This window comes from Amycolatopsis orientalis (genome assembly GCF_000943515.2).
Lineage (GTDB): Bacteria > Actinomycetota > Actinomycetes > Mycobacteriales > Pseudonocardiaceae > Amycolatopsis > Amycolatopsis orientalis.
In genome coordinates this window covers 3,992,969-4,019,629 of the sequence record NZ_CP016174.1, presented here as the reverse complement: position 1 = coordinate 4,019,629, position 26,661 = coordinate 3,992,969, and the positions used below count along the sequence as shown (strand labels likewise).

The window sequence follows — 26,661 nt, the reverse complement described above, 5'->3', positions numbered from 1 at the left end:
GGCATTCCCCTGGCGATCTCGTTCCGGCCTTGACCGGCGACCCGCCGATCTTCCCTTTTCCTTGCAGTGGAAGGCACCCATGCGCATCCGAGGTCTCCTCACCGCACCGCCGTACGCGAACCGCACCCGGATCCGCGACACCTCGGGTGTCTAGCTCCGGCGCCCCTGACGGGCTCGGCGCGCAGCTGACCAGACTGGGCCTCGGCGAGACCGCCGCGCGGATCTACGGCCGGATGCTGGAAAGTGCGCCGGTGACCGCCGGGGAACTGGCGCGGCGGTACGGCGACACGGAGACCGTCCAAACAGCACTCAAGGAACTGGCCGACGCCGGGCTGGCGCTGCCGTCCGGAGTGGACGGTACCGAATTCCGCCCCGCGAACCCCGGTGAGGCGCTGGCCGCCCTGACCACGCGACGGCAGGCCGAACTGCACGACGCGCGGCTCGCGGTCCAGACCGCGTACCGCGCGTTCCGGCGCGCACACGCGGACCTGCCGCACGCGCAGGATCTGCTCGAAGTCGTCACCGGCGACGCCATCGTCCCCCGGCTCCGGCACCTCGCGACCATGGTGCGGCATCAGGTGCGCCGTCTCGATTCCCCGCCCTACTTCACCGGCGGCCACCGGAACCTCCTCGAAGAGGAGCAGCTGCGGCGCGGGATCATCCACCGTTGTGTCTACAGTGGAGCGTCGCTGGGCGACCCCGGCTACCTCGCCGAGAACATCCTGCCGTGCCTGCGGGCCGGCGAGAAGGCCCGGTTGCTGCCCGAACTCCCGGTGAAACTGACACTCTTCGACGACCGGGCGGCGACCATCGCGCTGACCATCCGGGAGACCGACCGCAACCGGTCCATCGTCATCGTGCGCCCGTGCAGCCTCTTCTCCGCGCTGGAAGGGCTGTTCGAAACCTCCTGGGCCGCGGCACTCCCGCTCGACCGGGAGGCACGGACGGCCGACCAGCCGATCCGGCCGATCGAACGCGAGCTGCTGCTCCTGCTGGCCGCCGGGCGCAAGGACGACGAGATCGCCGCCGGACTCGGTGTCAGCAGGCGGACCCTGTTCCGCTATCTCGAAACCCTGATGGACCGCGCCGGTGTCTCCAGCCGGTTCCAGCTGGGGGTTTTCGCCGCGCACAACGGCTGGCTCTGACCCCGCCGTCCCCGGTTGCGTTTGTGTGGCACATCACACTCTCGGTGCACCCGCTCACCGCGTGGCCGTCTTCCCTTATGAGAGCACTTTCGGTGAAAAGTTCACCGGAAGCGTGGAGGGAGAGCACCATGAACCACACCGGCATCATCCGCACCGTGACCATCACCGGCATCACCGCCGCACTCGGCCTCGCCACCGTCGTCCCGGCTTTGGCAGGCCCGCTGAGCACCCCGTCCCCCGGCCCGGTCACCACCGTCGCCGACCTCGATGGCGACGGCGAGATCGAGACCGTCACCGCCCAGCTCACCGGCGACAACGACCAGGTCATCTCCGCGACCGTGCACGGCACCTTCACCTCGATCCACGTCGGCGCCGACAGCGCCTTCCCGCTTGAGGCCCCGCGCGTCACCGACCTCAACGGCGACGGCCGCGCCGAGCTGATCGTCGCCCAGTCCATCGGCGCCAACACCACCTTCTTCAGCGCCCTGCACTACGACGGCCGCAACCTCGGCCAGATCGTCGACGACAACGACAAGCCGCTCTCGATCGCCGAAGGCGGCGGCGTCGCGGCGCATCTCGGCTACCAGTGCACCCCGCTCGAAGGCGGCGGGCGCACCTTCGAAACCGTGGCCGCCGAGGCCGACGACATCAGCGCCCCCGCCGACCGCATCACCTACAGCGGCAGCCGCACCGTCTACACCCTTCGCGACGGCGCCCTGACCACCCAGAACACCTTGCCGATCACCCGGCGCCCGGTGACCGACCCGGTCCTCGGCACCGACGCCGCCACCTGCGCCCAGACCGGAAGCTGATCCGGAAACAGGCCCGGCCGGAGCCCGGCCGGGCCTGTTCTCGCGGTCGCCCTCACCCGGATGGGGTCACCCAGGCAATCCGCCCCCGCTGCGGCGGAGCCGCGGAGAGCGGAAGGTGATCTTGAAAGGAGGGCGGCATCATGGGGAATCACCGACAGCACAACGGCACCGTGTCAGTCCGGATCGCCACCGTGGGGCTGCGGGTGTGCGCGGTCGTCGTGGCGGTCGCGGCTTGCGCCTGGCTCGCGCTGTGGCTCGCGTTCGCCCTCTGAACCCGGAAAGCCGCTAGGCCGTATGGGTGGCGATCCAGTCCGCGATGACGTCGGCGCGGGACGTCGTCTCGATCCCGGCGTGGGGGCATCCCGGTCCGGTCGCTTCGATCGAGACCAGGGCGCCGCTCTTGTCGTCCGGGACGAAATAGGGCGCGCCCGAGTCGTACGTGCACGCGCTCGTCGTGATCGCCGGGGCCGCGCCGCGGACGCCCACCGTCGTCGGCGCGACTGTCGCCACCTGGACGCTGCCCTGCTGCATCCGCCCGGCGGGCACGGGGTTCGTACTGGTCAGGCTGCCCCAGCCCGCCAGGGTCAGGTGCTGGCCGACCTTCGGGAGCACGCGGCTCACCGTCACCGGCGGCACCGTGGTCACCGGGGTGTCCAGCCGGAGGAGGGCGACGTCGTTTTCCTTCGCCTGCAGCACTTCGGTCGCCTTGCGGGCCACGCCTGATTCGATCGCCTCGTCGACGAGGCCCAGCGTCACCGTTGTCGGATACGGCATCTTGCCCGAGACCCGCTTGCGGTGCGCGTCGTGGAAGCAGTGTCCGGTGGTGACGACCCAGCCGGGCGCGACCAGCGCGCCGGTGCAGAAACTGCTGTAGGTGGAGCCGTCCGGGCGGGGGATCTTCGTCATCGCGAGCTTCGCGACGAACCCGAACCGCCCCGGTGGGACATCGGAACCGTGGGCGACGTCCGGCGCGGCGAACGCGGCCGGAGCGGTGATGATGGTCAGGACAGCAGCGGCCAGCAGGGCGCGCAGACGCAATTTCTTACCCTTCGTCGATGAGGTGATCCGAGGCTAGGACGCCCTTCCGACAAGGGGAATTCCCCGACCAGGTGTCACCCGATGGCACGCCGGGCGTCGACGGGTTCGCCGCGGCGGGCGAGCCAGCGACGGTAGGCGTGGCTGCTGTCGGTGTCGGACCGGTAGGCCGCCTCGGCCGCGGCGATCAAGGCGGCGCTGTTCTCACCGAAGGCGCCTTCGGTGTTCCAAGCGATCAGATACCGCATCCACAGCGGATCTCCGGTGAGGGAACGGATCGCGATCCCGGGCGTGCCGGGAAAGGTGACCTGGCACGGGGAGATCGCCCGGCCCGCCGCGATCAGGCGTTGCAGCGGACGGAGTTCCGTGCTCCGGTGCGCCACCCTCGGCCGGAAACCCGCGCGTGCACAGGCTTCCTCGAAACATTCCGGCCAGCCGGCGCCGTCGGACGGCCCGAGCACCCACCGTTCGGCCGCGAGATCGGCCAGGTCGATTTCGGTGCCGTGGGCGGCCGGATGATCCGCGGCGATCGCCACGAACACCGGTTGCGCGGCCAGCGGGCGCAGCGCCACCCCCGGCGCGGCGCGCAGGACGTGCCCGGGATAGTCGGCGACGACGGCGGCGTCGAGCTGACCACCCGCGACGAGATCCAGCAGCCGCGAGGGCGAGAACTCCGTCGTCACCGAAACCGCTTGCGCCCGGCCGGAATCCCCGAGCCGGTCCGCCAGCTCGACGACCATCGAACCGCCGATCCCGCCCAGCGCCACCGGACGTTCGTCCCCGTCTGCCAGCCAGCGCGCCGCGTCCCGGTGCATCGTGTCCGCCGCGGCGAGGACCGCCCGCGCGCGAGCGAGGACGCATTCGCCGAACGCCGTCGGGACGACCCCTTCCCGCCCGCGGACGAACAACGTTCCGCCGAACGCGCGCTCGATCCGTTGCACGGCGGCGGTCAGCGCAGGCTGGGTGCTGCCGATGCCGATCGCCGCGCGCGTGATGCTGCCCGCGTCGGCGACCGCGCACACCACCCGGAGATGACGTAACTCGACGTCCATCACGCGGACCTTATGGCCACTTGGGATGTGCCGGAAGCCGTCGAAAGTCGGGATCGTTTTTCGTACTCCTCCTTTCTCCCCTCCCCGCAAGGAGTACGCATGCGACGCGCAGGTCTCATGTTCGCGCTGACCACCACCCTCGTCGCCGGACTCGTCCCCGCGACGGCGTCGGCGGCCCCGATCCGCCGGTTCACGACGTCGATGGAGGCCTTCGAACCCGGGGGAACCATCACCCGGGTGGACGTCAGCCGCCCGTCTTCGGACAGAACCGCGTTACCGCAGCGGATCGCGAACGCCGTCGCGGTGACCCCGATCGAGACCAACGGCCCCAGCGAGACCACCTTCGATCTGGTCTTCGTCGGCGACGGCTACACCTCCTCGCAGCTGGGCACGTACTCGCAGCACGTCCGTTCCAGCGTCGCGGCGCTGTTCGCCATCGAGCCGTACAAGAGCTACCGCAAGCAGTTCAACCTCTGGCAGGTCGACGTCGTCTCCGCCCAGTCCGGTGTCACGAACGACCCGACCCAGGGCATCCGGCGCAACACCGCCCTCGGCGCGTACTTCTGGTGCGGCGGCATCGAACGGCTGTTGTGTGTCAACGAAACCAAGGCGAAGCAGTACGCCGCGGCCGCGCCGGACGTCGATCAGGTCATCGCACTGGCGAACACCACCAAGTACGGCGGCGCGGGCGGCGAGGTCGCGACCTCTTCGGGCGGCAACGCCCAGGCCAGCCAGATCGTCGCCCACGAACTCGGCCATTCCATCGGCGGACTCGCCGACGAATACGACTACGGCACCTGCGAAACCCGCGAACCCCGGGAGCCCAACGCGACCGCCCTCACGGCCTCGCAGATGAAGGACCGCCGGGCCAAGTGGTACGCCTGGCTCGGCAAGCCCTCCCCCGACGGCGGCACGGTCGGCGCCTTCGAAGGCTCCCGCTACTGCAAGACCGGGATGTACCGGCCCAGCGTGAACTCGCTCATGCGCACACTCGGGCAGCCCTTCAACCCGCCGAGCACCGAGGCGATGATCGCGGGCTTCCACCGCGAAGCCGCCGCCCGGCACTGATCCCGTTCATGGTTTCCGGACCGGGCCGCCGGCGTGGTCGGCGAGCCCGGTCGCCATGCCCCGCATGAAGCGGCGGAGGTACCACCGGAAGAACAACGCCTTGCCCCGGCCGACGCGATACGTTCCGTGCCACCGGATCTGTGTTCCGCCGCCGGAGGTCTCGCGGAGTTCGACGGCGGCCTGATAGTCGGTCATCACCGGCACGTCCACCCCCTCGTAGGCGAACCGGCGTTCGGGGTCGAGTGCGGTGATCCGCTCCTTGGTGACCGTCTTGCCGGTACGGAAGGCGCGGATCGCACCGACGTCGTCGCGGCCGTCGGCGGAGATCCCTTGTGACGCACCCATTTCCAGGGAGCCGACCGGCGACCAGTCCGGCCAGCTGCGGGCGTCCAGCAACAGTGCCCACACCGCGGCGGGCGGTGCCGTCGATTCGGCGGTGACGTCGTACGACTGCGTTCCAGAACTACTCACCCGGCCACCCTAGAAACGGGCGGAAGCGGTCACCAGACGTGAGATTGCGGGGTGATGGTCAGGAATTGCGGTAGTCCGAGGGGCGCGATCCGGTGTGCCGCAGGAAAGCGGCCGAGAGGGCCCCGGCAGTGGCGAACCCGCATCTCGGCGCGATCCGGGCGACCGGGAGGTCGGTGTCGCGCAACAGCCGTCGCGCCTCTTCGATCCGGAGCCGGGCGAGGAACCGGTGCGGTGTCTCGCCGGTCTTCTCCTTGAAGACGCGGATGAAGTGGTAGACGCTCAGGTGCACTTCCCCGGCGATTTCGGCCAGGCTGAGGGGATCGGCCAGCCGTTCGCGCATCATCGCCACGGCCGCGCGGACGCGCGCGTCCTCCCGCCCCGCGTCCGGCGGCGCCGGTTTCCGCCCGTGCCGGGTGAGCAGATGCACGGTGAGGAAGGCGGCCGCGGCTTCCGCGTACAAGTCGTCTTCCCCGCCCGCTTTCCCGAGCGCCCGGACGAGTTCGACGAGCAGCGGGTCTCCCCCGGCCAGGGAGAGCGCCATCGCCTCGTGATCCACCGCGCGGCCGCCCAGCCGGGCCGCGACCGACTCCACCGTGGGGCCGGGGATGTGCACCTGAAGGCTGCGCATCGACTCGTCCCCGCGGTAGCGGTGCACCACCGGCCTGCCGGGGACCGTCAGCGTGAGCCGTCCCGGGCCCCAGTGGTAGCGGTCCCACCGCCCTTCGCCCCGGCTCTCCATCACCGCCCGGCCCGAGAGCGCGAGGACGAGATGGAGGTCCGCGGTGGCGGGCAGCTCCATCTCGTCGGCGACGGGGACGTGGTCGAAGCGCTGGACCAGCAACGACTGCCAGCCGGAATCCTGCCAGCTGCAGAAGGTCCGGTGGACATAGCGGGACATGTCGAAACCCGTGTACGGCTGGAGGTCGAAACGTTCGGAGTCGAACACCACGACTCCGAGGCTAGCCGAGCAGTTCCTTCACCCGCGGGACGACCTGCTCGCCGTAAAGCCGGATCGACTCCATCCGCTGCTCGTGCGGAAGCGCGCCCGCGCCGTATTTGAGCTGGAACCGCGACAGGCCGAGGGTCCGCACCGCCCACGCGATCTTCTGAGCGACGGTTTCGACGGAACCGACGAACAACGCGCCGCGCGGCCCGGCCATGGCGTCGTAGTCGGCGCGGGACATCGGACCCCAGCCCCGCTCGGCGCCGATCTTGGCGAAGGCGGCCTGATGGTGCGGGAAGTGCTGGGCCACCGCGAGTTCGTCGGTCGCGGCGACATGTCCGGGACTGTGCATGGAGATCGGCAGCTCCGCGTGGCCCGCCTCCTTCAGGGCCCGCCGGTAGAGATCGGCCAGCGGGGTGAACCGCTCCGGCGATCCGCCGATCACCGCCATCACCAGGGGAAGGCCGTACGCGGCCGCGCGGACCACCGACTGCGGGGTACCGCCGACGCCGACCCAGGCGGGCAGACTGCCCGATTCGGTGACCGGGAAGGCCTGTGCGCCCTCCAGGGCGGGACGGACGGTCCCGGTCCAGTCGACCGGTTTCTCCTTCTGCAGGTGGGTGAACAGATCGAGTTTCTCGGCGAACAGCGCTTCGTAGTCATCGAGCGAATAGCCGAACAGCGGGAACGACTCGGTGAACGAGCCCCGGCCGAGCGTGACCTCGGCCCGTCCCCGGGAGACCGCGTCGAGCGTGGCGAACCGCTCGTACACCCGCACCGGGTCGTCCGAGCTGAGCACGGTCACCGCCGTACCCAGCCGGATCCGTTCGGTCCGGCCGGCGATCGCGGCCAGGACGACGTCCGGTGAGGAGACCGCCATCTCCGTGCGGTGATGCTCACCGACGCCGAAGTAGTCCACTCCGACCTGGTCAGCGAGCACGCCCTCGGCCACGACCTGCCGGATCGCCTCCGCCTGGCTCACCGGCTGGCCATCGGCGCCGTTCTCCACGTCGCCGAAGGTGTCCAGGCCGAACGACGGCTCCCGCCGGGTGCCCAAGATCTCGTACCCCATGGTCCAACTCCTCAAAGTAGTTGAACGCTCAAACGTGTACTCCGGTGATCCTATTCCGACGGCCGGGAGGGCTCACCCGCCGGCGATGTCCCGCGCCAGCTGCCGGGCCTCGGGCAGGGTGAACTTGCCGGTGATCTGCGTTTCCCGGCCGGTGATGGCGGACTGGATCATCGGCGCGGTGAGCACGCGGCTCTTGAGCACCATCGCGACCTGCTTGCCGATGTTCCGCGCGGTCCAGTCGCTCCACGTCCGCGCACCCGTGTCGGTGAAGCTGAGCCCGATGATCGCGCCCCCGGCTTGCTGATCGAACCGCGCGATCGCCTGGCTGATGTCGGCTCCGGTGAGGAACGCCGGGCCGAGCACGTATTTCGTGCCCTGGACCCGATCACAACCGACCAGCGGGAGCGCCGGATCGTCGCGGCCGTCCAAGGGGTCCGGCCCCGGCGAGCAGTCGAGCGCCGCCGCGGCGGCCTGCTGCTCGGCGGGATCCGTGCTCTGGCGGTTCGCCGCCGGGCCGGTCGGCGGCCCTGGCGGCAGCTCGGTCAGCACCGGCCGGAACCGCAGCCGGGAGCCGTCCTTGACCACGAAACTGTCGCCGTCCGGTTCGGCTTGACCGGAAACCCCGCCCTGGCAACCGGTGACACCGAGCAGGACGAGGGCCACCGCGACGCAAAGTTTTCGCACGGGGACATTCTGTCGGGTTCAGCGTCCGCGTGGCGGCCCGTCGGAAAATCACCCAGACCGATCTAGCCGCGTCATCTCATTGGGTGTTTGCTGACTTACAGAACGTCATCGCTCGACGCTTTGGGGGCCAGCGCATGTCCTTCCGATGGGTGATCCGACTCTTTCCGGTGATGCTGCTGGCGGCCACGGTGGCGATCGCCGTCCCCGCCCCGGCGAGCGCGGCTCCGGCTTCCCCGCCGGTGGCGAAGGTCTGGCCGACGCCTCAGCAGATGGCGCCTCGGCCAGGACAGGTGACCGTTCCGCGCACCGTCGTCGAGGTCGTCGGCCGGGGCACCGATCCGTTCGCGCTCGCCGTCGTGGACCAGGTCCTCCGAGCGGCCGGTGCGACCACCATCGTCAAGCTCACCGGCGACGATCAGGCCACCGTCGACCGGGATCGCGGCAACGGCGGGCTCGTGGTCTTCGTCGGCGGACCCGCCGAGAGCGGGGCGACCGCCCTCGCCCTCGCCGCCCTCCGCGTCAACGGCCCGGAAGGCCTGCCCGGCGGCGGATACGTGCTCGCCGCCGATCGCGGCGTGATCGCACTGTCCGGTGTGGACACCACGGGGACGTTCTATGCCGCGCATTCGCTCCGGCAGCTCTTCGTCTCCGGCAAGAGCCGCGCGTTCGCCATCCGGGACTGGCCGGCCGCAGCCCTGCGCGGGGTGATCGAAGGCTTCTACGGTGCGCCGTGGTCCCACGCCGACCGGTTGGCACAGCTGGACTTCTACGGCCGGACCAAGCAGAACATGTACGTCTACTCGCCCAAGGACGACCCGTTCCTGCGCGCCCGCTGGCGCGACCAGTATCCGCCGGAACAACTCGAGCTGCTCTCCCAGCTGGTCAGCCGCGCGACCGCGAACCACGTCGAATTCACTTATGCCCTCTCCCCCGGTCTTTCGGTGTGTTACTCCTCGGACGCCGACAAGACCGCGCTGGTCACGAAATTCCAGTCGCTGTGGGACATCGGGGTGCGATCGTTCGCGATCCCGCTCGACGACATCTCCTACACCCGCTGGAACTGCGACGCCGACGCCGCGAAATTCGGCAGCGGCGGCGCGGCCGCGGGTGCGGCGCAAGCCTTCCTCCTCAACCGGGTGCAGCAGGACTTCATCGCCGCCCATCCGGGGGCCGAGCGGCTGCAGACCGTCCCGACGGAGTACTACGACCTCGCCGACTCCCCCTACAAGACCGCGTTGCGCACCCAGCTCGACAAAGCGGTGATCGTGGAGTGGACCGGCGTCGGCGTGATCGCCGGGCGGATCACCGAAAAGGAAGCCCGGCAGGCCAAGGAGGTCTTCGGGCACGACATCCTGATCTGGGACAACTACCCGGTCAACGACTACATCACCGAGCGCCTGCTGCTCGGCCCGTACATCGGACGCGAACCCGGGGTCGCGAAATACCTGTCCGGGATCACCGCGAACCCCATGGTGCAGGCCGAAGCGTCCAAGATCGCCGAATTCACCTCGGGTGACTTCCTGTGGAACCCCGACCGCTACGACCCCGACGCCTCCTGGCTCGCCGCGATCGCCGACCTCGCCGGACCGGTGGCACCCGCGCTGAAGGTGTTCGCGGAGAACAACTATTCGAGTCTGCTCGTCCGACTCGAAACCGGGAAGCCGGATCTGGACTCACCGGTCCTGCGTCCGCTGCTCACCGCGTTCTGGTCCGCGCTGGAGAACGGAAATCCCCGGGACGCGGCGGCGAACCTGAGCCGCTATCTCACCGCGATGTCCACCGCTCCCGGCGAGCTGCGGCGCGGAATGGCCTCGAACCCGAAGTTCCTCGCCGAGACCGGGCCGTGGCTCGACCAGGTGGGACTCTACGGACAGGCGGGCGATCACGCGGTGAAGATGCTGCTGGCACAGTTCGACGGCGACGGCGCGAAGGCCTGGGCGGAGCGCGGGGAACTCGTCACCGCGCTGAAGAGGGCGCAGGCGATCCGCGTCGAAACCTCCAGGGGACCGCGTAACCCGAGCACCTGCACCGACGTCTGCGTGCCGTTCCTGAACAGCGCGCTGGCCACCGCCGACCGCTGGTTCGGCCTGCCCGGGATCCGGCCACAGCCGACGACGTCGCTGGGCACGTACACCGACCATCTGCCCGAGCGGATGGTCGACGGCGACCCCGCGACCTACTACTGGAGCGACCGCGCGCCGCGATCCGGCGACGCCGTCGGCATCGACCTCGGCACGGCTCAACCGGTGTCCCATGTGGACATCGCGATGGGCAAGCCGACCAGCCCCGACGACTTCGTCCACGACGGCGTCCTCGAGTATTCGGCCGACGGCGAGCACTGGACGGCGGTGAAGACGGTCACGGAACCCGTGATCTCCGCGGACTTCCCGGACGGCGCCAAGGCGCGGTACGTCCGTGTCCGGTCCACCGGGACCCAGATCTTCTGGCTGGTGGTCCGGGAATTCACCGTGTCCACACCGGACAGTCCTCGATACACGGTCACCGGGACCCCGGCGGGGCCGAACCTCGCCGCGGCCGCCGACAACAACGCCGACTCGATGTACGAGGCGGCTTCCCCGCCGGTGCCCGGCGACGCGCTCGTCGTCACGGCCACCACGCCGAAGCCGCTGGGCAAGGTCGTCGTCCTGGCCGCGGAAGCCGGCGCGGGCGCCGACGTCCAGATCGCGGACGCGGCAGGTGGCTGGCACACGATCGGCAGGATGGACGGCGGCTACACGGAATTGCCTGCCCAGGGTGCCGTGACCGATCGCGTCCGGCTCCTGTGGACACCGGGAGGTGTGGCGCCGAAGATCGCGGAGGTCATTCCGGCCTTCACGCGGTAGGGCCGGTCAGTTCACCGCGACGGTGATGGCGGCCGTGTGCACCCGCCCACCGTGCGAGAACTCCAGGAACAACCGGTACTCGCCGCGGTCCGAAAACACGGCGTGAAAGGTCAGCTCGCCGTTGACCAGGCGCGCGCCGAGTGGCTGCGCGGGATGCAGATGCGTGGCCGACAGCAGCATGGTGTGGAACCCGGTCAGGTGGCCGTTGGCCCCGAGATGCGGGTCGACCGCCGTGATCAGCGCGCCGTCGGGGCCGCGGAGGGCGAACCGGATGAGCTGCGCCCGCAAGGGCGAGATCCGTGCCGTCGCGTCCACCCGCGCCACCCGGTAGCCCGTGGCCGTCACGGTTTCCCCGGCGGGAGCGGGCACCGGCACGAAGGTCGTGTCACCGGGCACGGTGAACGGGACACCGAGCACCACCGGATGCCGGGGATCCTTGGTGTCGAGCGGGACGAACTCGGCGAACATCCGGTAGGCGCCGCCGTCGGTCAGCGCGAGACTGGTGTGCCAGGTGTCCCCGTCCAGTGCCGGATGCACATGCTGGAAGACGTTCATGTCGTCGCGCACGGCGAAGAAGTGCATCTGTTTCGTCTGGTTGTCCAGGAAGCGGGTGACCGGCCGCCCGTCGGGGCCGAGGATCCGGAACGCGACCGGCACCTCGGGCCCCCGGACGGCGGGTGTCGTGATCCGCTCGAACCGGTACCCGCTTTCCGCCTCGGACAGACCGTCGCTGTGCGCGGCGGGAGCCAGATCCGCCGTGACCACCGGCCGGTGTGCCGAATGGTCGGCACCCGGCGTCGGGCGGAGCGCCACGAACACCGCGGCCGCCCCGATCACGAGAGCCAGCGCGAGGAACAGCCAATCCGTGAACCGGGGTTTGCGCACGATCGCTCCAGCCCGCCCCGCCGGTTACCGCCCGGCGGTGGTGAAAGCGGGCTTCACCACGACCAGGCCCTGCTCGATCCCGTTGACGATGACGATCCCGCTGGAGAAGTAGGGATAGTTGCTCCACGCCCCGTTGAAGTTCGCCGCGTTGCCCGACGGGTAGATGTCGAAGTAGCCGACCTCGGACAACTGGGCCGACGCGACCCCGCTGACGTCCAGGATCCGCAGGCCCGCCTGGTAGTTCGCCTGGTAGGAGTAGCGGCCCTTGATGTACTGGTTGTGGTCGATCGCGGTGGCGGGCGAGTTGTAGACGCCGGTGTGCACGGGAGCGGAAAGCTTGGCCAGGTCCCAGACATAGGTCTTGGTGCGCTTGTCGGTGCCGCGCGACTCGTCCAGTTCGTCGTCCAGCAGGAAGTACCGCTGGTCGTCGGTCAGCCAGCCCTGGTGCGAGTATTGCGCGCCCGAGTAGCCCTTGCGCGAGATCTGGACCGGCCTGGCCTTGTCCGTGACGTCGACGATGGTCAACGTGTCCTCGTTGGCGTTGAAGCAGATTTCCTTGCCGCGGTAGGCCGCGTCCGGTCCCCGGTAGACGACGCACTGCGTGTCGTGGGTGTAGCCGTCCTGCGAGACGCATCCGGCCTGGACCGGGGCCTTCGGGTTCTGGATGTTGACGATATGCGGTCCGCCGCTGCAGGTGTTGGAGCCGATCGCGTAGGCGAAGCCGGTCTCCTCGTTGATCGCGATATTGTGCGAGGGGCCGAAACCCTTGTACAGCGCGTCGGCGGTGAAGGTCTGCGGTGTGGTGACCGTGCGCAGGCGGGTCAGGTCGAACACCTGCATACCGTGCCCGCTGATGAAGTCGGCCACGATGAAGGCGTGGTTCTTGTACACCTTCATGTCCCGCCACGAACTGCTGCCACCATTGGACGGCAGGTTGCCGAGGAACTTCGGCGAGGTCGGCGTGCTCAAATCGACGAACGCGGTACCGTTCGTCCGCCCGACGATGGCATATTCCTTACCGGACACCGGATCGGTCCAGCCCCAGATGTCGTTGCCGTTCCCGCCGCCGAGCCCGGACAACGGAAGCACACTGAGCAGATCCACGTTCTTGCACGGGTAAATGTCGGCCTTGCCGTTGACACACGGCACGCCCGCCGCGGTTCCGGTGACGGCATGCCGCTCGGCCGGAACGTGATCGGCCATGAAGGTCCGGGCCGCCGCCTGCCCCTCCGCCGTGTCGGGGTCGTGCGCGGACGCCGCCGTCATCGACAGCACCAGCGCGGAGGCCGTCAGCACGGCCAATCCCATCATGCGCACGATCTTCATCAGGCGCGCTCCTCACAGGAGGGTCCGGACCGCCGAGACGACCTGGAGCAGGGTTTCCGATCGGTCTTCGACGATAGGAGCGGCCGGCCTCGGCGTATCCCTCCGAAGGTCTGGCGCTTTTAACCGTTTTGCCGGAGCGAGACGACGCTTCGGCGCCTTGGGGTGACGAGTCGTGTGAGCCGCGAGCATCTGCGGTGGGTCGTCTGTCTGTGGGCATGCCGAGGGGCCCGTCGCCGGTGTGGCCGGCGCGGGCTCCTCGGGTGATGCAGGGGTTAAGCGGCGCGGTGCAGGATGTTGCGCCGCGTTCGTCGTAACGGGTCGAGATACTGGGGTGGAATGAACTCCGGGAGCCCATCTGCTGCCATCCGGACTTCCCAATCCCCGTGATGGATCAACCGGTGATGGAAACCGCACAGCAACGTGAGATTCCGCAGGTCAGTAGGTCCGCCGTCTGCCCAGTGATGAATGTGGTGGGCGTGACAGTTTTTCGGTCTGCGATGGCAGCCCGGGAACGCACAGCCCCCATCGCGGATGTTCAACGCCCGTCGCTGGCCAGGCGTGACAAACCGTCTCAGCCGCCCCAAATCCAGCGGCTCACCAGCAGCGTTCAACACCACCGGCAGCATCAGACAGTCGCAGGCCGCCATCCGGGCCTCGCGGGCCGTCATTGTTCCGACGTAGTCCACACACGCGGTGCCGAGGCCCGACTTGAGTTCGTCGAGGCCGATGGTGACGTGCACCAGCGTCCGGTAGCCGGAGGTCCCTGGTTGGTCGGGGCAGGCGATCGCCAGGTCGACCAGGTCCACCCACGCATCACCGAGACGTTCGGGTTTCGTCCGCAGATCGGTTTGCCCGAACTCGTCCACCGGTCGCGGTGACGCATACGCCTCCAAAGCGGCGGCGGTACGGGCACCGGCCTCGTCGTCGAGGAGCCCGTTCAGTTTCCAGAACCCGTCCTTGCGGCGCTCCAACGTCAACTCGCGACGCGGCTGCTTCGGCTCAGGCTCCTTCGGCTCGGCCCCGTCGGGGTCGAGCCAGCCGAGTATGTTCTGTTCGGCTTCGGCCAGCTGCCGGGGACCCGCGTGCCGGGCCAGCTCGGCCAGGGTCTTCTCCGCGCTCTCCCGGTCCTCTGCCGATGTATCGAGCGGCAAGCTGGCCAGGAAGTCCAGAATCTGCTGGATTCGCTCGTCCCCGACCACCCCCTCAGCAGCAGCGGCCGCGGTAGCAGGTGCCACAGCCGGAAGCTCGGTCCCATCCAAAGCCCGGCTCGGGTTCAGCGCGATCGCCCGATTCACCACAGGTCGCGCCTCACCGAACGACAACCCCGCTACATCGGCGAACCATTTGGCCGTCGATCCGTAGCCGTACAAGTCTTTTGCGCCTCGAGATTCGATCTCCGCCAAGTATTGCCCCAGTCCGACGGTGGCGACCCTGATCACCCGCAAGAACTGTTGCACGCCATGGGCAAGCTCCAGCTTGCCAGCGCGCCACAACTCCTGCGGCAACTCGGGAAGGATCGTCTCGGACACGCCTCCATAATACCGCAAACAGTCGAACACGTGTTCGCACCTTTAGAGAAAGCGGGGAAATGACACTAAGGGGTGACGCGAACCGCATAACCCCAAGCTCTCCAGACCGCCGCGAAGGACGCCTTCACGCGCACATCCGCTTAAGCAACGCCTGCCGAAACAACCGTCGAAAGCCGCGTAAGCGGGCTGCCGCGACACCAGCGACGGCTCACCCAGACCATCGCCCCCACCTCACGGACGGCGACAAGGCCGAAAACAGGTAGAACGACACCGCCGCCCGCCGTTACCCTGCTGCCCGACCAAGTCGTCCAGGCAAGGACGTGCCGTTGTACACCCTGTGAGACCTCCCGAGCGCTGAATCGTCGCGCGCCGCGCTTTCGCGTCGCGCTTCCTTTTGCTGTGGACTTCTCACTGGAACGGGTGTACTTCCATGCTCGAAAACTGGGTGGTCATGCCCACCCGCCTCCCGCTCGTCGTCCGCCGGTGCCACACCTGCGCGTCCGAGCGCTTCCGGCCGAACGGCAGATTCCGGGTCAACGCGAATCACAAGCTCCTCGACGCCTGGCTCCTCGTGCTCTGCACCGGGTGCGGGGAAACCGCGAAACTCGCGATCCTGGAGCGGGTGAACGTGCGTTCCATCCCGCCTGGGCTGCTGGACCGGTTGCAGGACAACGATGCCGGCCTGGCGGCCGAGCTACTCCAGGATCCGGTCGTGCGGCACCGGAATCACATCGCTCTCGACTGGGACGGTGCCTGGCGCCTCGACACCGGCGGATCGGATCACCCCGGCCGCGGGGCGCTCGACGTCTCGGTCCGCTTCGCGGCACGGATCCCCGTGCGGCCGGTACGGCTGATCGCCGAAGGCTGCGGTCTTTCGCGGGCCGAGGTCGAAAGACTCATCACGGACGGAAAGGTGGTGGCGGCTGTCCGGCTGAGCGGCAAACTCTCCGACGACTTCACCTTCACGCTCAAACGCGAGAACTAGCGGATACGGAGGCGCCGCATGAGCTTGAGCCCGGACAGCATCCCTTCGACGTACTTCTCGTAGGTCTGTCCGCCACGGGGGCCCATGACCTGTTTCTTGAGCACCGCCACGTTCTTGACGTCGGTGTACTTGAGCAGGCCCTGGTCCCCGTGGCGGGCGCCGACCCCCGAGTTCTTGACGCCGCCGGACGGGGTGCCCTTGGCGGCGTACGCGGTCGCCAGGATGTCGTTGATGTTGACGTTGCCGGACTCGATCCGCGAGGCCACGGCACGCGCGGCGGTGACGTCGCCGCCCCAGACCGAGGCGTTGAGGCCGTACTCGGTGTCGTTGGCGAACGCGACGGCCTCGTCGACCGTACGGTACTTGTGCAGTGCGACAACGGGTCCGAAGGTTTCGGTGACGCCGCAGAGCATGTCCTTCGTGACGCCTTCGAGGATCGTCGGTTCGAAGAACGCCGGGCCGAGGTCGGGCCGGGGCTTCCCTCCACAAAGGACGGTGGCACCCTTCGCGACGGCGTCGTCGACGTGTGCCTTGACACGGCTCAGGTGATCGGCGGACACGAGCGAGCCCATGTCGGGCCCGAAGTCGTAGGCGGCGCGGACGTCAAGCGCCTTGGTTTTGGCCACATACGCGTTCTTGAACTCGTCGTAGCGGGATTCCGGCAGGTAGATCCGTTCGATGTGCATGCAGATCTGCCCGGTGTTGCCGAAAGCACCGAAGATCGCGCCCTGCACGGTTTCGTCCAGATCGGCGTCGTTGAGGACGATCATCGGGTTCTTGCCGCCGAGTTCGAGGCAGCAGCCGATGAGGTTCCGGCCTGCCCGCTCGCCGATCACCCGGCCGGTGGCGGTGGATCCGGTGAACATCACGTAGTTCGCCTGGTCGATCAGCGTGGGCCCGACGTCCGGGCCTTCGCCGCACACCACCTGGAACAGGCCCTTCGGCAGGCCGGCTTCCTCCAGCATCTCGACCCCGTAGAGCGGGGAGAGCGCCGTCTTGTTGTCCGGCTTCAGCACGACCGCGTTCCCGGCCATCAACGCCGGCACGGCGTCGGAAATGCCGGTGGCGAACGGGAAGTTCCACGGCGCGATGATGCCGACGACGCCCTTGGGCTGCCGGACCTCGGTCGAGGTCGTCAGGAACGGGACCGGCCCGCCGCGTTTGACCGGAGCCAGCAGGTTGGCCGCCCGCGTGAGGTAGTGGCTCATCACCATCGCCGGGTCGCAGGTCTCCTCGATCGCCATCCGGCGGTTCTTGCCGCTCTCGACCTGGATGAGGTCGGTGACGATCCGCGCGCGGTCGACGAAGAGCGCGTGCGCCCGTTTGAACACCTCCAGCCGCCGCTTGAGCGGGGTGGCGGCCCAACGCTCCTGCGCGGCGCGCGCCACGGTGAAGGCCTGCTCGATGTCGGAGGGTGTCGACTGGGGCAGCTCGACGAGCACGTCGCCGGTGTAGACCTCGGTGAGCTTCCAGGTGGCGCCGGACGAGCCCGGCACTCTGGCGACGAGGCGCCGCAGGAACGCGTCGGTCACCGACGCCGGACGGGTGAGCGCGAGCGGAGTGACGGTCATGGCCCTCTTTCCGTCAGTTGTCCGAGAGGACGAGCTGCGCGCCCATCTCGCCGATCATGATGGCGGGCGCGTTGGTGTTGCCGCCGGTGATCGACGGCATGATCGAGGCGTCGCAGACCCGCAGGCCTTCGACCCCGCGGACCTTGAGGTCGGGGCCGACGACCGCGAGTTCGTCGACACCCATCCGGCAGGTGCCGACGCCGTGGTAGACCGAGGTCGCGCGGTTCAGGATCGCGTCGCGCAACTCCTGGCCCCGCAACGCCTTGCCCGGGTGGAGCTCTTCCTTGATCGAGCCGTCGAACGCCCGCGAGGCGAAGATCTCGCGGACCATTTCCGATCCCTCGCCGAGTACTTCGAGGTCGGCCGGATCGGACAGGTACTGGAAGTCGATGAGCGGCGCCGCCGTGGGATCGGCCGAGGCGAGGCGCAGCGTGCCGCGGCTCTTCGGGTAGATCAACGTGGTCAGCACGGTGAGCGCCGGCCGCTTGTCGACGTCGTGCCGGATCGGCGCGTCCTGGTTGGGCGTCACGTACGCCCACGGCAGGAGATGCAGCTGCAGATCGGGCACCGACGTGGCCTGGGAGGTCTTGAGGAAGGCGACCGCCTCGAAGACCGAGTTCGCCAGGAAGGTCGTGCCGGGCCGCATCAGCTCCCTGACGAGGCCGCGCGCGAAATACGGCGGCGTGCCCTTGTTCTTGCTGGACGACACGTGGAACGTCAGCGCGTGGAACATGTGGTCGTGCAGGTTGTCGCCGACCGGCAGATCCGCGAGCACGTCGATGCCGTGCTCCTTCAGATGCTCGGCGTGGCCGATACCGGAGAGCATCAGCAGCTGCGCGGATCCGACGAAGCCGGCCGAGAGGATGACCTCCTTGCCCGCGCGCAGCGTGCGGTGGCCCCCGTCGGCGTCGACGACCTCGACCCCGACGGCACGGCCGTTCTCGATCAGCACCTTCTTCGCCAGCACCCCGGACTGGACCTGCAGGGTGGCGGGCGCGAGATGGTGGATGTAGCCGCGCGAGGCGCTGTAGCGCAGGCCGTCGGCGGCGTTCTGCTGCATCCGGCTGACGCCCTCCTGCGACTCGGCGTTGTAGTCGTCGAGGATGTCGCAGCCGATCGCGTCCGCGGTCGCCTGGACGAATTGGAGGGTGCCTTCCTGCGGGATCTTGTTGCGGGTGACCCGGATCGGGCCGCCCGCGCCCCGGAACGCGTTCTCGCCGTCCTCGAAGTCCTCCATCCGCTTGTACGCGGCGTTGACGCTGTCGGCGTCCCAGCCCTTGTTGCCTTCGGCGGCCCAGGAGTCGAAGTTGGCGCGGTTGCCGCGGACATAGACCATGCCGTTGATGGAGCTGGAGCCGCCGACCACCTTGCCGCGCGGCACCGGCATCCGGCGATCGAGAACATGTTTCTGCGGCACCGAGTAGTAACCCCAGTCGAAGGGCTTCTTGAGCTGGGGCACCGCGTGCATCGGGCCGACCAGCCCCGGCTTCTTGACGAGCATCCGCTCGTCGCTCTTGCCCGCTTCGAGCACGATCACGCTGGCACCGGACTCCGCCAGCCTGCCCGCGATCGCGGCACCCGAGCTGCCCGATCCGACGACCACGTAATCGGCCTCGTCGCCGCGCGGCGCCCTGTTCGCCATTTCCGCTCCTCGGTCAGCCCACCGTGCAGAACTATAACCTGTTCTAGTTCTGTCACCGTATAGCGAGACCGTCCGGTTCCGCAATGGCGTGTCGGGGCCCAGGACGGGAACGGGGCGGCCCCTCCGGTGGGAGAGGCCGCCCCGAGCCGAACTTCACGGCCGTCAGCGCAGCGGTTCGAGCGCCTTCGCCAGCGGCTCCAGGACCGCGGGCGTGTGCGGCGGCGGCAGGTAGACGATCGCCAGGTCGAGACCCACCTCGCTGAGGGCTTCGGCGTCCGCGGCGACCTTGGCGTAGTCCCCGTCCGCGCCGAGGCGGACGTGCGCGGACAGCGTGATCTCGCTCGGGTCCCGGCCGATGTCGGCGCAGTGGCGGTGCAGCACGTCGCGCTTGTGCGCGAACTCCTCGGGTGTACCGCCCACGAAGTTCCAGTGCTGGGCGTACTTCGCGGTGGTGCGCAGCGTCCGCTTCTCGCCGCTGCCCCCGATGCAGATCGGCGGATGCGGCTTCTGCACGCCCTTCGGTTCACAGCGGGCGTCGGTCAGCTGGTAGTGCTCGCCCTGGAAGGTGGTGGTCTCCTGGGTCAGCAGGCCGACGAGAACCTCGCACGCTTCCTCGAACCGGTCGCTGCGTTCCTTGACCGAGCCGAGCCGCATGCCGTACGCGCCGGATTCCTCCTCGTTCCAGCCCGCGCCGATCCCGATCTCCAGCCTGCCCCCGGAGACGATGTCGAGGGTGGCGGCCATGTTCGCGAGGAGCGCGGGGTGACGGTAGTGGATCCCGCTGACCAGCGTGCCGACCCGAAGCCGCTTCGTGGCCTGCGCGAGGGCGGTGAGGGTCACCCACCCTTCCAGGCAAGGACCGGTCGAATCCGAGAAAATCGGATAGAAGTGATCGAAGGTCCAGGCGGATTCGAAGACGTCGATCTCGTCGGCGGCCTGCCAGACGGCGAGCATGTCCGACCAAACGGTGTCCTGGGGCGAAGTCTTGATGGCGAATCGCATGATCTTGATCGTAAACCTGGAGTTCCTCCAGTGGCCCACCCGGAATTCGCGCCGTCAGCAGCCCGCGATACCGCGGCGAAGGTAATCGTCAGCGTCCACACCGGACTCGACGAGCAAGGCGTGCGTGTGCTGCCCGAGCGCGGGAACATCGCCCATGCGTGCCTCGACGTCGGCGAAGGTCACCGGCGGCAGCAGGGCGTCGACCTGAGCGAATTCGGTGCCCACCTTGCGCCAGCGGTCGCGGGCCCGCAATTGAGGGTGCTCGACGACCTGGCCGACCTCCTTCAGCTGCGCGGCGGGGACGCCCGCGTCGGCGAGCCGGGCGTCGAGTTCGGCGTTGGTCCAGCGAACCGTCCGGGCGGCGACGGCGGCGTCGCATTCGGCGCGATGCGCGACCCTGGCGACATTGGTGACGAACCGCGGATCGTCGGCGAGTCCGGGCGCGTCGAGGACGTCGGTGACGAGCGTGCGCCAGCCGCTGTCGTTCTGGACGCCGATCAGCAGCTGGCCGTCGCGGGTGGGGAACGCGTCGTACGGGGCGATCGAGCTGTGGCTCAACCCCATCCTCGCGGGCTGGTTCCCGGCGTACATCTGGGTGTAGAGCGCGTACCCCATCCATTCGACGGTGGCTTCGAGCATGGAGACCTCGATGGTCGCCCCCTCGCCGGTACGCCAGCGCCGCAGCAACGCGGCCAGCACGGCTTGCGAGCAGTACATCCCGGAGGCGATGTCGGCCGTCGGGATCCCGGTCTTCACCGGGGTTTCCGGCGTGCCGGTGATCGCGATGAGCCCGGCTTCGGCCTGGATGAGCATGTCGTAGGCCTTGCGGTGCTCCATCGGCCCGCCGGCGCCGAAGCCGGAGAGGTTCACCACGACCAGCTCGGGCCGCCCGGCCCGCAGATCGCCGAAGCCGAGCCGGTCCGCCGCGCCGGGCGCGAGGTTCTGCAGGAACACGTCCGCCTTCGCCACCAGCCGCCGGACGACGTCGCGGCCCTCGGCGGTCTTGAGGTCGAGGGCGATCGACTCCTTTCCGCGGTTGAGCCAGACGAAATGCGCGCCGGTGCCGTGAACGGCATGGTCGTAACCGCGCGCGAAGTCGCCGCCTTCGACACGCTCGACCTTGATCACCCGGGCACCGAGATCCGCGAGAGCGCGCGTGGCCAGCGGCGCGGCGACCGCCTGCTCGACGGCGACGACGGTGACCCCGTCAAGCGGGCGGGTCATGCCTTCTTCTTCTCGGCGCGCACGAGCCCGCCGCCGATGATCAGGCGCTGGATCTCGCTGGTGCCCTCATAAAGCCGCATCAACCGGACGTCGCGGTAGATCCGCTCGACCGGGACCTCACGCAGATAGCCGCTGCCGCCGTGGACCTGCACGGCCAGATCCGCGGCCTTGCCTGCCATCTCGGTACAGAACAACTTCGCCGCCGACGGCGCGATCCGGCGATCCTCACCGGTCACATACAGCCGCGCGGCCTCGCGGGCGAGTGCGCGACCGGCCAGCACACCGGTCTGCTGATCGGCGATCATCGCCTGCACCAGCTGGAAATCGCCGATCGGGGTACCACCCTGGGTGGCGGTGGCCGCGTAGGAGACCGACTCGTCGAGCGCCCGCTGCGCGGTGCCGACGGCCAAGCCCGCCATATGGATCCGGCCGCGCGCCAGCGACGTCATCGCCGCCTTGTAACCGACCTCGCCATCCCCACCGACCAGCGCCTCCGGCCCCACACGGACCTGCGAGAACGTGACATCCGCCGTACGCGACCCCTCCTGCCCCATCTTCGCGTCCTTCGGGCCGACCTGAATCCCCGGCGCGTCAGCCGGCACGAGGAACACCGCGATCCCCGTCCCCGACTCCGACGCCGGCCGGGTCCGGGCGAACACCACGAACAAACCGGCCTCGGTGGCGTTGGTGATGAATTGCTTGCCGCCGTCGATGATCCAGCCGCCACCGTCCGCTTTCGCGGTGGTCCGCAGACCCGCCGGATTGGACCCGGCACCGGGCTCGGTGAGCGCGAAGGACGCCACGACGTCGCCAGAGGCGATCCCGGGCAGCCATCGGGCCCGCTGCTCCCCCGTGCCGAACCCGACCAGGACCTGCCCCGCGATGCCGTTGTTCGTGCCGAACATCGACCGCAGCGCCAAGGAGGTGTACCCCAGCACCATGGCCACCTCGACGTCCTGGACCAGATCCAGGCCGAGACCGCCCCACTCCTGCGGGATCGCGTAGCCGAACAGCCCCATCTCCGCGGCCTGCGCCCGCAGATCGGCCGGGATGGCGTCCGTGGTCATGATCTCGCGTTCGCGAGGCATCACACGGCTGCGCACGAAATCGTCGATCTGACCGAGCACGTCCGCGAACACGTCGTCGGGGACGTCGGGGTTGCCGGTGTACATGGTCCCACTATCGATCAACCATTAAGATCGGTCCAATACCCAATTGGTCGCTCTGCGATACCGTCAAGGTAATTATGCGCCGGTGAGGATGCTCAGCCGGTAGGCCGACAAGACCCGGTTGACCGGCAAGAAGTACGAGGTTCCGCCGGTGGCGCAGGTGCCGCTGCCGCCGACCAGGACGCCCTGCGCCTGCGTGCCGCTGACAAACGGACCACCCGCGTCACCGGGCTCCGCGCAGACGGACGTGCGGGTCAGCCCGGTCAGGGTCCCGCCCGGGAAGGTGACCGTCTGGTTCTTCGCCAGGATCACCCCGCACCGCCAGCCGGAGGTCAAGCCGTATTTGCACACCGATGCGCCTACCGCCGCCTCGGTCGCCCCGGTGATCGTCACGCGGCTGTCGACCGGCGGGATCGACCCGACCAGCCGCCACTCGGCCGTGTTGGTCACCCGGATGACGATCGCGCCGCTCGGCGGAAACTGGGCCGCCGCGACGACCCCGACAACGCGGCCCGCGCTGCTGACGGTTTCACCGGGCCTGCCGCAAGCGGCACTCGCGATCAGGTACCCGACGTTCCCCGCGACAGCGGCGAATCCGGCGGTACACCGGGACGCCGCGCCCACCTGCAGCACGCTCCCGCCGCCGAGCGGGGCGGGAGCGTCCGCTTGAGCGGCGGGCGGCATCGCGAGACAGAGGACCAGGACCAAACCGAGCAGACAGCGGAATCGGGCCAGACTCATGGGACCCTCCGACGGCCGGGGACGTACCTCGATCCTAACCAGCCACGGCACCGCCAATCGCGCGTTCAGCGCCAGCCGAGCTCCGGTGCCACGTGGGTCAAAATGCTCTCCAGCACGTGGGCGTTGTACTCGACGCCCAGCTGGTTCGGAACGGTCAGCAACAACGTGTCCGCCGCCTGGATCGCCTCGTCCGCCTTGAGTTCCCGCACCAGCTCGTCCGGCTCGGCGGCGTAGGACCGCCCGAAGATCGCCCTGGTCGTCTCGTCGATCATGCCGACCTGATCACGCGAGTTCCGATCGCGGCCGAAGTAAGCCCGGTCGAGGTCGTTGGTCAGCGCGAAGATACTGCGGCTGACCGACACCCGCGGCTCCCGCGCGTGGCCCGCCTCCTTCCACGCTTCGCGATAAGCCTCGATCTGCTTACGCTGCTGGACATGCAGCGGCTCGCCCGTCTCGTCGTCCTTGAGCGTCGAACTCTGCAGGTTCATACCCAGCTTCGCGGCCCACACCGCGGTGGCGTTCGAACTGGACCCCCACCAAATACGCTCGCGCAGCCCTTCGGAGTGCGGCTCCAGCCGCAGCAACCCCGGCGGATTGGGGAACATCGGCCGCGGGTTCGGCTTGGCGAAGCCCTCACCTTCGAGCACCTTGAGAAAGACCTCGGTACGCTGCCGGGCCATGTCCGCGGCGGTCTCCCCCTCCGCGGGCGCGTACCCGAAGTAGCGCCAGCCGTCGATCACCTGCTCCGGAGACCCCCGGCTGACCCCGAGCTGAAGCCTGCCGTTGGAGATGATGTCGGCGGCGCCGGCGTCCTCGGCCATGTACATCGGGTTCTCGTACCGCATGTCGATCACGCCGGTCCCGATCTCGATCTTCGAGGTCCGGGCCCCGATCGCGGCAAGCAACGGGAAGGGACTCCCCGCCTGCCGCGCGAAGTGGTGCACACGGAAGTACGCGCCGTCGACCCCGAGCTCCTCGGCCGCGACAGCCAGGTCGATCGACTGATGCAGGAAGTCGGCGGCCGACCGGGTCTCGGAGTGCGCGCTCGCCGACCAGTGGCCGAACGAGAGGAAACCAATCTTCTTCACAGCACGTGTAAGCGCCCGATGGCCGGGTTTGATTCCCCGCCTCTCCGTCCGCTTGGTCACTCTATGTGCCCACTGGTAACCCTATGCTTTTTCTGCTCTTGACCTGCGGACTTTCGACGCGCAGCACCCCGGGCGGGGGCTCCACGATGGCCGGAGGGTAACCAGACATCGTCTCAACGTGAGTCCTCGTGACTATAAGTACCCCCCTGATTCAGGCCTTCCAGGCGACGTATACTCTCTTCATCAGCAAGTCCGAGTGGCGGAATGGCAGACGCGCTAGCTTGAGGTGCTAGTGTCCTTAACGGACGTGGGGGTTCAAGTCCCCCCTCGGACACCGCTTTAGGTGAGATCTCACCACTTGCAAGAACCTTCACTCAACACTACCGAGTGAAGGTTTCTTCTTTTTTAGGCTAGAAGACGGTGTCGCAGGTGCGCACAGCTGTGGACACCGGATCGAACGTGCGATGGCGGTGTGTGAGTTCGAATCCCTGGCGCGGCTCAAACAAGTACCCCACGCCAAAAAGGCCTGTTGAGCTGCGGATCTCCGCGACGATCGTGATCGAGCGGCGCCGTCGCACGGCCAGGTGACGGACGTGGGTAACCCGAACGGGGCAACCTCGTCCGGTCTGTGGCGCGACCCAGCCTTAGCCGTGCAATGCGGCTGCACGGCCCTGGTCGCCCTCGGCGCCGCCTACGCCTCCTACCGTCACGGACGCGACTTCGCCCTACAGTTCGGCGCGGACCACACCACGGCGGCGATCTGGCCACTCATCGTCGACGGCCTCCTCATGATCGCCACCGTCGAACTCTGGAAACCCTCGGACGGCGAACGAACCGGAGGAACCTGGACAGCATGGCTCGCCTTGACTTTCGGCATCTCGCTGTCGCTCTGCGCCAACATCGGCGCAGCACCCGACCTCAGCATCCTCGGAGTCACCGTCGCCGCTTGCCCTCCCCTAGCACTTTTGCTGGCCGTCGAACTGCTCAACCGTGCTCTCAAACGACACCGGCCTGCAGTTACTAATCAACCAAGTGAACCAGCGACTACTGGACCCACCGACAGCGGCAACGCAAACCCGGCCAACTCCACAACCAGGCCGGAGTCCGCCATTGAGATGAACGCAGAAGAACGCATGTGGGCGCACTACCTCGCTGAACAGAACCAGGGGCGCACCCCGACGGGTGCTGACCTCGACCGAATCGCGGGTACTCACAACTACGGACGCCGCATCCTGAGGAAGTGGCAAAATAATGGAATACTCCAAAACACATCCACCCCTGGAGCACCTGAAGGAAAGCATCAGACTTCCTCAACCGCCATGTGACGACCAGGCAATATTGGTTCGCAGAAGTCTAGACCCATCCAGCCTGGATTCGGACACCACTTGAACTTGAACCAAGAACCCTCCGGTTAACTGGTTCGAGTTCATTTTAGCTGCCTCAGGCGATCTAGCTAGGATTTTTGCGATCGCTCATGCTCTCAGCCGAGGGTCAGTCGACCAGGTTCGACCGGCAGTTTCGCCCTTAAATCGTCTCTAGTTCCTGCCGCCGCCGGCTCGGATAAATCAGACACCTGATCAGGATCATGTTGCAGAAGACCACGCCCCGAGACTGAACAAAAGTCTCTAGCAGTATCTAGAAACAGCCAGGTCAATTAGTGTCGTCCCCACGCAAGCGGGGTTGGGCGCACGTGGGTCCTCAACGACCCCGTGCTCTCGATCATCGTCTTCGCGCGAGCGGGGTTTCGTATCACCCGGCTACGGTGATCTCCTACCAAACAGGAACGCACCAACACCAGCACAGCAGGACTTGAAGCAGAGCTCCATAAACGATCAGCGCCAGAACGAGGCAACGACCAAAGCAAAATTCTCCAGTATGATCTTCAAACGACCAGGTCAATCAGTGTCTTCCCCGCGCAGGCGGGGATGATCCCGCCAGCTCGCGCTGCCAACGCTCGCTGGCCTCGTCCTTCCCGCACAAGCGGGGCTGGTCCGTATTCCGGTGCACCACGGGGGTCCCAACCCCATTCGTCCCCGCGCAAGCGGGGCTGGTCCGTGGTTGATCGCCTTCCAGCCGATCCCGTGGAGAGTCGTCCCCGCGTGAGCGGGGTTGGTCCGACGTCGGCTACCCGGTCGACGGCAGGGTCGAGGTCGTCCCCGCGCAAGCGGGGTTGGTCCGATCAGCTTCACGTCGGCGTCCGGCGGGACAGCGTCGTCCCCGCGCATGCAGGGTTGGTCCGGTCCCAGCGCCGGAACTGTCCTTGCCCGGCGCGTCGTCCCTGCACATGCGGAGTTGGTCCGTTCGGCGCGACGCTCGAGGACCGGCTCAGGTTGTCGTCCCGCCCAAGCGGGGCTGCTCCCGCGAGCGGCCGCGG

The 26,661-nt window shown here is 68.2% G+C and carries 23 protein-coding genes and 1 tRNA gene; 8 read left to right on the top strand and 16 right to left on the bottom strand.

Annotation, left to right across the window (positions count from 1 at the left end; genetic code table 11):
• The first annotated feature begins 146 nt into the window (after positions 1–146).
• From SD37_RS17565 to SD37_RS44120, 3 genes are all read left to right on the top strand, one after another.
• A complete protein-coding gene (locus SD37_RS17565) occupies positions 147–1,145 on the top strand; it encodes a LuxR C-terminal-related transcriptional regulator (protein ID WP_044852925.1) in 999 nt (332 codons plus the stop codon).
• 128 nt (positions 1,146–1,273) lie between these two features.
• Positions 1,274–1,957, top strand: a complete 684-nt coding sequence (locus tag SD37_RS17560) for a hypothetical protein (protein WP_044852924.1) — start codon at positions 1,274–1,276, stop codon at positions 1,955–1,957.
• 140 nt (positions 1,958–2,097) lie between these two features.
• Positions 2,098–2,229 (top strand): hypothetical protein, encoded by a 132-nt coding sequence (locus SD37_RS44120; protein ID WP_256376585.1) that lies wholly within the window; start codon positions 2,098–2,100, stop codon positions 2,227–2,229.
• 13 nt (positions 2,230–2,242) lie between these two features.
• Here SD37_RS44120 and SD37_RS17555 read toward each other — a convergent pair whose 3' ends face one another.
• Positions 2,243–2,995 carry a trypsin-like serine protease gene (locus tag SD37_RS17555; RefSeq protein ID WP_044852923.1) on the bottom strand — a complete coding sequence of 251 codons (753 nt, stop codon included), beginning with the start codon at positions 2,993–2,995 and terminating at the stop codon, positions 2,243–2,245.
• Between the two features lie 74 nt (positions 2,996–3,069).
• On the bottom strand, positions 3,070–4,044 hold the full coding sequence (locus SD37_RS17550; protein ID WP_044852922.1) for a LysR family transcriptional regulator: 975 nt from the start codon (positions 4,042–4,044) through the stop codon (positions 3,070–3,072).
• Between the two features lie 99 nt (positions 4,045–4,143).
• Here SD37_RS17550 and SD37_RS17545 point away from each other — a divergent pair, with 99 nt between their 5' ends.
• On the top strand, positions 4,144–5,112 hold the full coding sequence (locus SD37_RS17545) for a M64 family metallopeptidase (RefSeq protein ID WP_044852921.1): 969 nt from the start codon (positions 4,144–4,146) through the stop codon (positions 5,110–5,112).
• Positions 5,113–5,118: 6 nt separating this feature from the next.
• Here SD37_RS17545 and SD37_RS17540 read toward each other — a convergent pair whose 3' ends face one another.
• The 4 genes from SD37_RS17540 to SD37_RS17525 form a co-directional block, all read right to left on the bottom strand.
• Entirely contained in the window at positions 5,119–5,583 is a 465-nt protein-coding gene (locus SD37_RS17540; RefSeq protein ID WP_044852920.1) for an SRPBCC family protein, read from the bottom strand.
• Positions 5,584–5,641: 58 nt separating this feature from the next.
• Positions 5,642–6,532, bottom strand: a complete 891-nt coding sequence (locus SD37_RS17535; protein ID WP_044852919.1) for an AraC family transcriptional regulator — start codon at positions 6,530–6,532, stop codon at positions 5,642–5,644.
• A 10-nt stretch (positions 6,533–6,542) separates the two neighbouring features.
• Positions 6,543–7,598, bottom strand: coding sequence for an LLM class flavin-dependent oxidoreductase (locus SD37_RS17530; protein WP_044852918.1), 1,056 nt, complete (start codon positions 7,596–7,598; stop codon positions 6,543–6,545).
• 72 nt (positions 7,599–7,670) lie between these two features.
• The gene (locus SD37_RS17525; protein WP_044852917.1) at positions 7,671–8,282 is read right to left on the bottom strand and encodes a SecDF P1 head subdomain-containing protein; all 612 of its coding nucleotides are present in this window, start codon (positions 8,280–8,282) and stop codon (positions 7,671–7,673) included.
• A gap of 149 nt (positions 8,283–8,431) precedes the next feature.
• On the opposite strand from SD37_RS17525, the gene SD37_RS17520 reads away from it, so the two are divergent.
• Positions 8,432–11,125, top strand: coding sequence for a beta-N-acetylglucosaminidase domain-containing protein (locus tag SD37_RS17520; RefSeq protein WP_236725399.1), 2,694 nt, complete (start codon positions 8,432–8,434; stop codon positions 11,123–11,125).
• A 6-nt stretch (positions 11,126–11,131) separates the two neighbouring features.
• On the opposite strand, the gene SD37_RS17515 is transcribed toward SD37_RS17520, so the two are convergent.
• The 3 genes from SD37_RS17515 to SD37_RS17505 all read right to left on the bottom strand — a co-directional run bounded on the left by SD37_RS17515 (position 11,132) and on the right by SD37_RS17505 (position 14,865).
• On the bottom strand, positions 11,132–12,010 hold the full coding sequence (locus tag SD37_RS17515; RefSeq protein WP_044852916.1) for a hypothetical protein: 879 nt from the start codon (positions 12,008–12,010) through the stop codon (positions 11,132–11,134).
• 24 nt (positions 12,011–12,034) lie between these two features.
• Positions 12,035–13,336, bottom strand: a complete 1,302-nt coding sequence (locus tag SD37_RS17510) for a choice-of-anchor B family protein (RefSeq protein WP_044852915.1) — start codon at positions 13,334–13,336, stop codon at positions 12,035–12,037.
• Between the two features lie 272 nt (positions 13,337–13,608).
• Positions 13,609–14,865 (bottom strand): HNH endonuclease signature motif containing protein, encoded by a 1,257-nt coding sequence (locus SD37_RS17505; protein ID WP_044852914.1) that lies wholly within the window; start codon positions 14,863–14,865, stop codon positions 13,609–13,611.
• Positions 14,866–15,295: 430 nt separating this feature from the next.
• Between SD37_RS17505 and SD37_RS17500 the strand changes: the two genes are divergently transcribed.
• Positions 15,296–15,850, top strand: a complete 555-nt coding sequence (locus SD37_RS17500) for a DUF1062 domain-containing protein (protein WP_044852913.1) — start codon at positions 15,296–15,298, stop codon at positions 15,848–15,850.
• Here SD37_RS17500 and SD37_RS17495 read toward each other — a convergent pair.
• The 7 genes from SD37_RS17495 to SD37_RS17465 form a co-directional block, all read right to left on the bottom strand.
• Positions 15,847–17,421 (bottom strand): succinic semialdehyde dehydrogenase, encoded by a 1,575-nt coding sequence (locus SD37_RS17495; RefSeq protein ID WP_044852912.1) that lies wholly within the window; start codon positions 17,419–17,421, stop codon positions 15,847–15,849. The genes SD37_RS17500 and SD37_RS17495 overlap by 4 nt on opposite strands.
• A gap of 13 nt (positions 17,422–17,434) precedes the next feature.
• On the bottom strand, positions 17,435–19,063 hold the full coding sequence (locus SD37_RS17490; RefSeq protein ID WP_044852911.1) for a GMC family oxidoreductase: 1,629 nt from the start codon (positions 19,061–19,063) through the stop codon (positions 17,435–17,437).
• Positions 19,064–19,225: 162 nt separating this feature from the next.
• Positions 19,226–20,065 carry an LLM class F420-dependent oxidoreductase gene (locus SD37_RS17485; RefSeq protein WP_044852910.1) on the bottom strand — a complete coding sequence of 280 codons (840 nt, stop codon included), beginning with the start codon at positions 20,063–20,065 and terminating at the stop codon, positions 19,226–19,228.
• 54 nt (positions 20,066–20,119) lie between these two features.
• Positions 20,120–21,289 (bottom strand): CaiB/BaiF CoA transferase family protein, encoded by a 1,170-nt coding sequence (locus SD37_RS17480; RefSeq protein WP_044852909.1) that lies wholly within the window; start codon positions 21,287–21,289, stop codon positions 20,120–20,122.
• The gene (locus tag SD37_RS17475; RefSeq protein ID WP_044852908.1) at positions 21,286–22,461 is read right to left on the bottom strand and encodes an acyl-CoA dehydrogenase family protein; all 1,176 of its coding nucleotides are present in this window, start codon (positions 22,459–22,461) and stop codon (positions 21,286–21,288) included. Before SD37_RS17475 ends, SD37_RS17480 begins: the two co-directional genes overlap by 4 nt.
• Before the next feature lie 72 nt (positions 22,462–22,533).
• The gene (locus SD37_RS17470) at positions 22,534–23,199 is read right to left on the bottom strand and encodes a S1 family peptidase (RefSeq protein ID WP_044852907.1); all 666 of its coding nucleotides are present in this window, start codon (positions 23,197–23,199) and stop codon (positions 22,534–22,536) included.
• A 65-nt stretch (positions 23,200–23,264) separates the two neighbouring features.
• The gene (locus SD37_RS17465) at positions 23,265–24,287 is read right to left on the bottom strand and encodes an LLM class flavin-dependent oxidoreductase (protein WP_044852906.1); all 1,023 of its coding nucleotides are present in this window, start codon (positions 24,285–24,287) and stop codon (positions 23,265–23,267) included.
• Positions 24,288–24,537: 250 nt separating this feature from the next.
• On the opposite strand from SD37_RS17465, the gene SD37_RS17460 reads away from it, so the two are divergent.
• Together SD37_RS17460 and SD37_RS42040 are read left to right on the top strand one after the other, a co-directional pair.
• Positions 24,538–24,621: transfer RNA gene (locus SD37_RS17460), tRNA-Leu, on the top strand.
• A 259-nt stretch (positions 24,622–24,880) separates the two neighbouring features.
• Complete coding sequence (locus SD37_RS42040; protein ID WP_236725398.1) at positions 24,881–25,612, top strand: DUF2637 domain-containing protein; 732 nt, start codon at positions 24,881–24,883, stop codon at positions 25,610–25,612.
• The last annotated feature ends 1,049 nt before the right edge of the window (positions 25,613–26,661 follow it).